We start from the raw sequence: 6,481 nt of genomic DNA on the forward strand, positions 1-6,481 counted from the left end.
GCTGATTGTCCAATCCCTTCCTTTTTTCAAAACGTTCACGCTCACCGTTTCCAGTCACGTTGTCGTAAGGAGGGCTCTAAGGAGTCCCAGCAATTCACCCAGTTGTACTCTTATCCGTTACCAGATAAGACGCCCGTAAAATCTTACCGAAGAAGTTGTAGGACTGCTTCTGGTTGAGATTTCGATTGAGCCAACATTGCTTGCGCAGCTTGGTTGAGGATGTTGTTCTTCGTGAAGTTCATCATCTCACTAGCCATATCTACGTCACGGATACGCGATTCCGCAGCTTGGAGGTTTTCAGATGACGTTCCAAGGTTATTGATTGTATGCTCTAGACGGTTTTGTGCCGCACCTAGCTTTGAACGTTCTGCTGAAACGTTTTTAATTGCTAAATCAATAACTGCAACTGCTTTGGTTGCATTGTCGTGTGTAGAGATATCTAAAGCTTTCTGTGATGAAGTACCAGTAGTTCCATCGGTCACCACATTCCCTGAAGTAAATGCTGCTCCAATAGATCCTACAGTTGGAGTTGATCCTTCAATACTGATTACCCCATTTGCCGTAGTACCAGCTCCGCTATTTGACAAGCCTAACGATTCTGCACGAATATCATTAATTTCAATGACAAATGCTTGTCCGCTATTTGCGCCGATTTGTACTTGTGCACGACCACCAGTTCCATTCGCACCTTCTACTACATCAGATACTGTGACAGAACGACCACTTACAAATTCAATACTGTCCTTACCATTAGTTCCAGAAAAATCTCCTGTTGCATTTGCTGTAATTTCAAGTTTCCCTGTGTCGTTAGCAAATGTGAATTCAGTTAATTTTAAAGTAGGGTCCGCACCACGCATGCTTTCAAATGCTGCGACTAAACCGTCAGCTAATTGACCAGCTGTTGGTGCTGTAGTACCTGTATTAACAGTGATTGTTTTAGTGGCTGCATCTCCAACAATACCAGCAACATCAAAATCTGCAGCGTCAGTAAAGTTGATTGTATAATTATCATTGCCGATTTTTAATGTCGTACTAACACCAGTTAAATCGTCAGCAATAACGCCAAAATCAAAAGTTGCAGATGCATTAGTTCCAGTACCGCCATTACCTTTCAAATCTCCATTGATTACTTTTTGAGTGTTAAACTCAGTTGTATTACCAATACGATTAATTTCAGAAGTCAATTGATTGATTTCTTTTTGAATTTCTGAACGATCTGCCGCTACGTTAGTATCACTTGCAGATTGCACTGAAAGTTCACGCATACGTTGAAGGATTGAATGCGTTTCGTTCAACGCGCCTTCAGCAGTTTGAATCAATGAAATTCCGTCTTGAGCGTTACGCGACGCTTGATCCAAACCACGAATTTGTCCACGCATTTTTTCAGAGATTGCAAGACCAGCAGCGTCATCGCCAGCACGGTTGATACGAAGACCTGAAGATAATTTCTCCATTGCTTTACCGGTTTGAGTAGTATTGAACGACATGTTACGATGTGCGTTCATAGCGTTTAAGTTGTGGTTAATAATCATTGTAATTTCCCTCCATAGGCTTAAAGTTTTTTCCGCTCTTCCAAATCCATTTGTCCGAGCATACAAAGTTTAGGCCGGCCCCTCACCTTGTATTAGTTGGAACGTTTTTGCGTTTCCATACTCTATATCGGAGTCATCTCGATTCTGTTTAGTCTTTTTCAAAAAAAGTTACACGTTTCGAGTAGAATCTTTAAATCAAATAGAAAAACGACCCATCACTGGGCCGCTCCTCCTCATTTCACAGCTGTTCTAGCTTCATCCACAAACTTTGTACCCGTCTTCCCATGAATCGCCTCACCGGCTCGCTCGAGCGACGTGATGATCGCTTCGCGTCCGAAACGAGATGTCACGAAAGCGAGTGCCGCTTCCACTTTCGGGAGCATGTTGCCTTCAGGAAATTGTCCGTCCTCGATATGACGGCATGCTTCATCGACCGATATTCGGTCCAAGCCCCGCTGCGTCGGCTTCCCAAAATCGACGGCGACTTGATCGACGGCCGTCAGTATGAATAAGATGTCGACGTCGAGTTCGCGTGCGCGACGATGCCCCCCCATACCCCGCTTCAATCAAATCGACGATCGAGCGCGTTCCCGCCTAATGCAATAAGTACGTTAGACATGACTGACCTCCTCTGAGTAGTCTTTCAATAATTTCGTGAAACAATCGCGCAGCGGATGGACGATGCCGGCCCCGATGAGCGTATGGCTCGTGCTCGTGAAGACATCTTTCATGTTTTCTTCTGTCCGTTTCGTAACGTTACTCGTGAACGGGCTGACCTGTCCCCGTAAAATCAACAGCGCTTCGGTTGATCCCGTTCCAACCGGCGATGACGGTCGCCCCAGCATACGCCGGGAGTGACAGGACTGCTTCCACATCAATTTTCACGAGACATCCCTCCACCTGTAGTGTAGCAAAAAAGCGCATGCATTTCGCATACGCTTTAAGAATTACACTTCCGTCTTCATTTGCTCCGTCTCGTTCTGTAAACTCTCCGCGACACGGACGAGCTCCGTCATCGCGCCGTTCACTTCACCGAGGCTTGCCGCTTGTTGGCTCGCCGCTGACGTGACTTCCGTCGCGTAGCGTGACGCCTCTTCGACCATGCCGACGATGCCGGCCGAGTTCGTGACGACCGAATCGATCTGTCCACGTGACTCGTCTAAGAGCGCATCGACCGAATGGACGTGGCTGTACACTTCGTTCGCCGAGCTGTGGATCGTCGCGAACGCGCCGCCCGCTTTCTCGACAAGTCCGACGCCCGTCTCAACTTCCGCTTTTACGTTCGCCATCGATGACGACGTGTCGCCGACCAAACGTTTGACGTCGACGATCAAATCTGTGATCTCTTGCGTCGAGTTCGCCGTCTGTTCGGCGAGCTTTTTGACTTCTGCCGCGACGACCGCGAAACCGCGTCCGTGCTCACCGGCCCGCGCCGCCTCGATCGACGCGTTAAGCGCGAGCAAGTTCGTCTGCGCCGAGATGTCGCTGATGACGTCCGTGATGCGCGAGATCTCACCTGTCTTCTCCGTCAATTGACTATTGAGTGTCGACGACTGTTCGACTTTCCCAGCGATCGCATGCATCGCATCGACCGACGACGAGGCCAAACCTTTCCCGCTCTCGGCTTCTTGTTGCATCTCGCTCGCCGATTCGAGCGCCGAACCCATCTCTTTACGGATGTTCTCCATCGTCCGGGCGACGGCACCGAGCAGGTCCATCGAGCTGTACGTCGCGTTGACGTTATCTTCGAGCATCTTGTTCAAGGCGTTCATCGCCGAGCGGATGCTTTCGCCGGCCGTGTTGCCTTCTTGGACCGCTGCCGCGATCTCTTGCGCGGAACCCGTCAATTGGTCCGCCGTATAGCGCATGTTCGTCCCTTGTTCCCGTAAGTGTTCGACCATGTTGTCCATCGACAGAAGCAGACGCCCCATCTCCGAACGGTCGCTCGTCGTCTCACTTGCGAACACGACCGTCAAGTCGCCGTTGCCGACCTCGACCGCCTTGTCTGACGCTAACTCGATCGCTTTAAGCGGGCGACGGGCGATCAAGTAAATGACGACCCCACCTAGTACTGAAATGAGCAAGGCCACAGCCGTCCCGACGAGCATGACCTGACCCTTAGCTAGTTCGAGCTCCGTCAATTGAAGCGTGATGAACCCGACCGCCCCGCCTGTAATGAACGATGTGACCAAGATCCAGGCGAGCAGTTGAGTCGTAAAGTTTTTAAATACTTTCACTATGTGTTCCTCCTCTGTGTAATTCATCACCTACTATATCGTCCACTTGGAAGCTTTTGTATAGCGTTTTCACTTGAAGTTTTGGTCAATGAAAAAAACGCCCTCGAATTCGAGAGCGTCCGTTAAAAGCGGTCGTCTTCTTTTATCACATGTGTCCGTTCACGGGTCGTCGTGAGCGCATCGATCGCAAGAGCAATCGCCGCCACCCAGTGCAACATCATGCCAACGAACGGGATGAAGCCGAGCACCGACGCCGTAATCCCGACGATCGGGCCGAACGAGACTTTGTTCAGCCGTGATACCGACAGGATCAACACGACGATGTGAAACACGAGCATGAATCCGAGCGGTGAATACCCCATACTGATGATGAACAGTCCACCGAGCACCGGGATGCCGAGCAATGCCTCGAACGCGGCACCTAACCATTTCAAATTACGAACCATCGTCTCCACCTCACAGTTCTAGTAAGTAAAACTCATAGCCGCCGTTCTCCGCGAATCCGGCCCGCTTGTAAATCTCGAGCGCGGCCTTGTTTTCGGTCTCGACGTCGAGTTCGAGCTTCGTGCGTCCCATGCGGAACAGTTGTTGGACCATCTGCTTCAACATCTTCGTGCCGTAGCCTTGGCCTTGTTCGCTCGCCCGCACGCCGAACGCGTGGATGCTCGCGGCATCGTCACCTGACAATAGCGCGCGGATGACACCGACGGGACGGCCTTCAACTTCACCGATGTACGTCACCCGGTCCGGCGTGTCGATTTGGCTATAGATGTTCTCCGTCACATCAATCGGGTCACCGAACGCCTCACTGAGCGTCTCGATGATGACGGGACGGTCGGCGTCGGTTGCCTCACGGAGCGACACTTCGTTCGGTTTCAAAAACAGCTCGGCTTTCTTCAAGACGAGGTTGTACTCCGAGAACTGATACGCCGCGCCAAGGTGGTCGACGACCGCCTTACCCGACTTCGACTTGCGGTCGATGACGAACGTGAACGCCTCGCAACCGTTCTCTTTCGCGTCGCGTTTCGCTGCATCGAGGAGCGCCGTGAAGACGCCTTGCTTGCGGTAGTCCGGATGGACGAGCGCATTGACCTCATACTCGTTCGGGAGATACGGGAACAACATCAAATAACCGATCAACTGTTCACCGTCATAGACGGCGTAGTCGTTCTGTCCGACCGCGACGTGACCGATTTTCACGTCGATCGCGTCATGCGCGTTGACCGCTCCTTCGAGCGCTGTTACATGTTCTGCCTGTCTTGCTTCTTCTACTGTCCAATTCATACGAATCACCTCAACTGTATTGTAGCATAATCGAAAAAGCCCGCCGAAGCGGGCTGACTCATAACGTGCGGAACTCGAGCTCTGGGAGCGTCTCAAGTAACTCCGCGATCTCGTCCGTATGCGCCTCGGCGCCTGGGACGGCCTCGGTCGGTTCGACCCAGAAGAACGTCTTGTCGCTCGCGCCGAGATAGTTGCCGTAACCGATTTCGGTCGCGAACGCCTCTTCCGAGAGTTCACGGTCAATCAAGTCAAGGTGGAACAACAGTTGGTCGTCCCCGTCCTCGACGTTATAGTAGAGGTCGAACGTGCCGTAGCTATTTTTATCGCCGATATCGACGACGTCTTGTGCTTTTTCGATATAGACGTCACCGCGCTCGATCGCCTCGGCGATCTTCGACGGGAGAATGATCTCGTAGCCGAGGTCGCGGTCACGGATCGTCTGTGACGTATCATCGGTCCGTCCGCGTGACGAGACGACACCGACCGTTGCGACGAGGGCACCGGTCACGCCAAGCGCGACGGCCCATTTTACTGTTTTATTCATGTTGAACTCACTCCTCTTTGATGACTGCCATGAGACGATTATCGCACAAAACATCACCAAATCATTAAATATTCTGAAAAAACTTTTTAGGATGCGTTGACGCCCGTCCGCCAATCCCATACGATAAAGATATCGTATTACAGAAAAGAGGAACTGACATGTCAAACGAATCCCAATTGTCGCGCGCACAGCTCGACGCGCTCTTGAAAAACGTCTTCGCCCTGCAAATCCCGGTCATCGAAAAGTTCATGACGGACCTGTTTAAAAAATACGTCTCGACGGCGTCCACGTTCAAGCAAGACATGGACACGATGAAAGCGAGCGAGTGGCACCAACAATTCTTCGGTCAGAAGGCGATGCCGCACTTGTTCATCGAGAACCTCGGCTTCGGCGCCTCGTTCCGTCACCAGGAACAAGAAAAAGTCGTCAAGATCCCGGACAACATGACGGTCGTCAAACCGGACTCGGACAACCAGATCGAGGAGATTCTCCAAAACCTCGACAAGACGCTCGCGTCGATGGAAGTCAAAAACAAAGGACTCGTCAAAAAGTTCTATAAAGAAACGCTCGAACTCATCTGTCAGCTCGGCAGCCGTACCGGCATGATGGACGAGTTTTATGAGCAGGTCAAAGGCAGTTTGACGAAAGCATGATAAAACATCCACGTCCGCGGACGAGGGCACTGAAAAACCTCCGCTCTATCCGAGCGTGAACAGAAAAAAGGGCGATTGGACCGACTCAAGTCGGGACAATCGCTCTTTTTCCTTGCCCTTATCCTGTTTTTTCTTTTGAGAGGGTGATGATCCGCTTCAGGTTTACCGCGATGATCGCCATCACGCTCTGTAACGTCATGCCTTTCAGGTCTGACGTTTTGTTTCGCGCCA

8 protein-coding genes are annotated in these 6,481 nt (G+C 51.2%); 1 reads left to right on the plus strand and 7 read right to left on the minus strand.

Going from position 1 to position 6,481, the window contains the following annotated elements; all coding sequences use genetic code 11:
* Window positions 1-143 precede the first annotated feature (143 nt).
* The 7 genes from EVJ26_RS04305 to EVJ26_RS04330 form a co-directional block, all read right to left on the minus strand.
* Entirely contained in the window at window positions 144-1,532 is a 1,389-nt protein-coding gene (locus tag EVJ26_RS04305; protein ID WP_131469850.1) for a flagellin N-terminal helical domain-containing protein, read from the minus strand.
* A 233-nt stretch (window positions 1,533-1,765) separates the two neighbouring features.
* On the minus strand, window positions 1,766-2,086 hold the full coding sequence (locus EVJ26_RS04310) for an amino acid kinase family protein (RefSeq protein WP_131469852.1): 321 nt from the start codon (window positions 2,084-2,086) through the stop codon (window positions 1,766-1,768).
* Window positions 2,087-2,288: 202 nt separating this feature from the next.
* Window positions 2,289-2,417, minus strand: a complete 129-nt coding sequence (locus EVJ26_RS14550) for a hypothetical protein (RefSeq protein ID WP_255569957.1) — start codon at window positions 2,415-2,417, stop codon at window positions 2,289-2,291.
* Between the two features lie 62 nt (window positions 2,418-2,479).
* Window positions 2,480-3,769, minus strand: a complete 1,290-nt coding sequence (locus EVJ26_RS04315) for a methyl-accepting chemotaxis protein (RefSeq protein ID WP_131469854.1) — start codon at window positions 3,767-3,769, stop codon at window positions 2,480-2,482.
* Between the two features lie 122 nt (window positions 3,770-3,891).
* The gene (locus tag EVJ26_RS04320; protein ID WP_236635492.1) at window positions 3,892-4,215 is read right to left on the minus strand and encodes a hypothetical protein; all 324 of its coding nucleotides are present in this window, start codon (window positions 4,213-4,215) and stop codon (window positions 3,892-3,894) included.
* 10 nt (window positions 4,216-4,225) lie between these two features.
* Window positions 4,226-5,053, minus strand: coding sequence for a GNAT family N-acetyltransferase (locus EVJ26_RS04325; RefSeq protein WP_131469858.1), 828 nt, complete (start codon window positions 5,051-5,053; stop codon window positions 4,226-4,228).
* Between the two features lie 58 nt (window positions 5,054-5,111).
* Window positions 5,112-5,597 (minus strand): hypothetical protein, encoded by a 486-nt coding sequence (locus EVJ26_RS04330; RefSeq protein WP_236635493.1) that lies wholly within the window; start codon window positions 5,595-5,597, stop codon window positions 5,112-5,114.
* Window positions 5,598-5,755: 158 nt separating this feature from the next.
* On the opposite strand from EVJ26_RS04330, the gene EVJ26_RS04335 reads away from it, so the two are divergent.
* Window positions 5,756-6,250, plus strand: coding sequence for a hypothetical protein (locus tag EVJ26_RS04335; RefSeq protein ID WP_131456638.1), 495 nt, complete (start codon window positions 5,756-5,758; stop codon window positions 6,248-6,250).
* Window positions 6,251-6,481 lie beyond the last annotated feature (231 nt).

The organism is Exiguobacterium sp. SH3S1, assembly GCF_004337105.1.
GTDB lineage: Bacteria > Bacillota > Bacilli > Exiguobacteriales > Exiguobacteriaceae > Exiguobacterium > Exiguobacterium aurantiacum_A.

Coding starts and splice junctions, on each gene's coding strand:
- EVJ26_RS04320 (WP_236635492.1), bottom strand. CDS start 4,215: ATGGTTCGTAATTTGAAATGGTTAGGTGCCGCGTTCGAGGCATTGCTC.
- EVJ26_RS04305 (WP_131469850.1), bottom strand. CDS start 1,532: ATGATTATTAACCACAACTTAAACGCTATGAACGCACATCGTAACATG.
- EVJ26_RS04310 (WP_131469852.1), bottom strand. CDS start 2,086: ATGGGGGGGCATCGTCGCGCACGCGAACTCGACGTCGACATCTTATTC.
- EVJ26_RS04325 (WP_131469858.1), bottom strand. CDS start 5,053: ATGAATTGGACAGTAGAAGAAGCAAGACAGGCAGAACATGTAACAGCG.
- EVJ26_RS04330 (WP_236635493.1), bottom strand. CDS start 5,597: ATGAATAAAACAGTAAAATGGGCCGTCGCGCTTGGCGTGACCGGTGCC.
- EVJ26_RS04335 (WP_131456638.1), top strand. CDS start 5,756: ATGTCAAACGAATCCCAATTGTCGCGCGCACAGCTCGACGCGCTCTTG.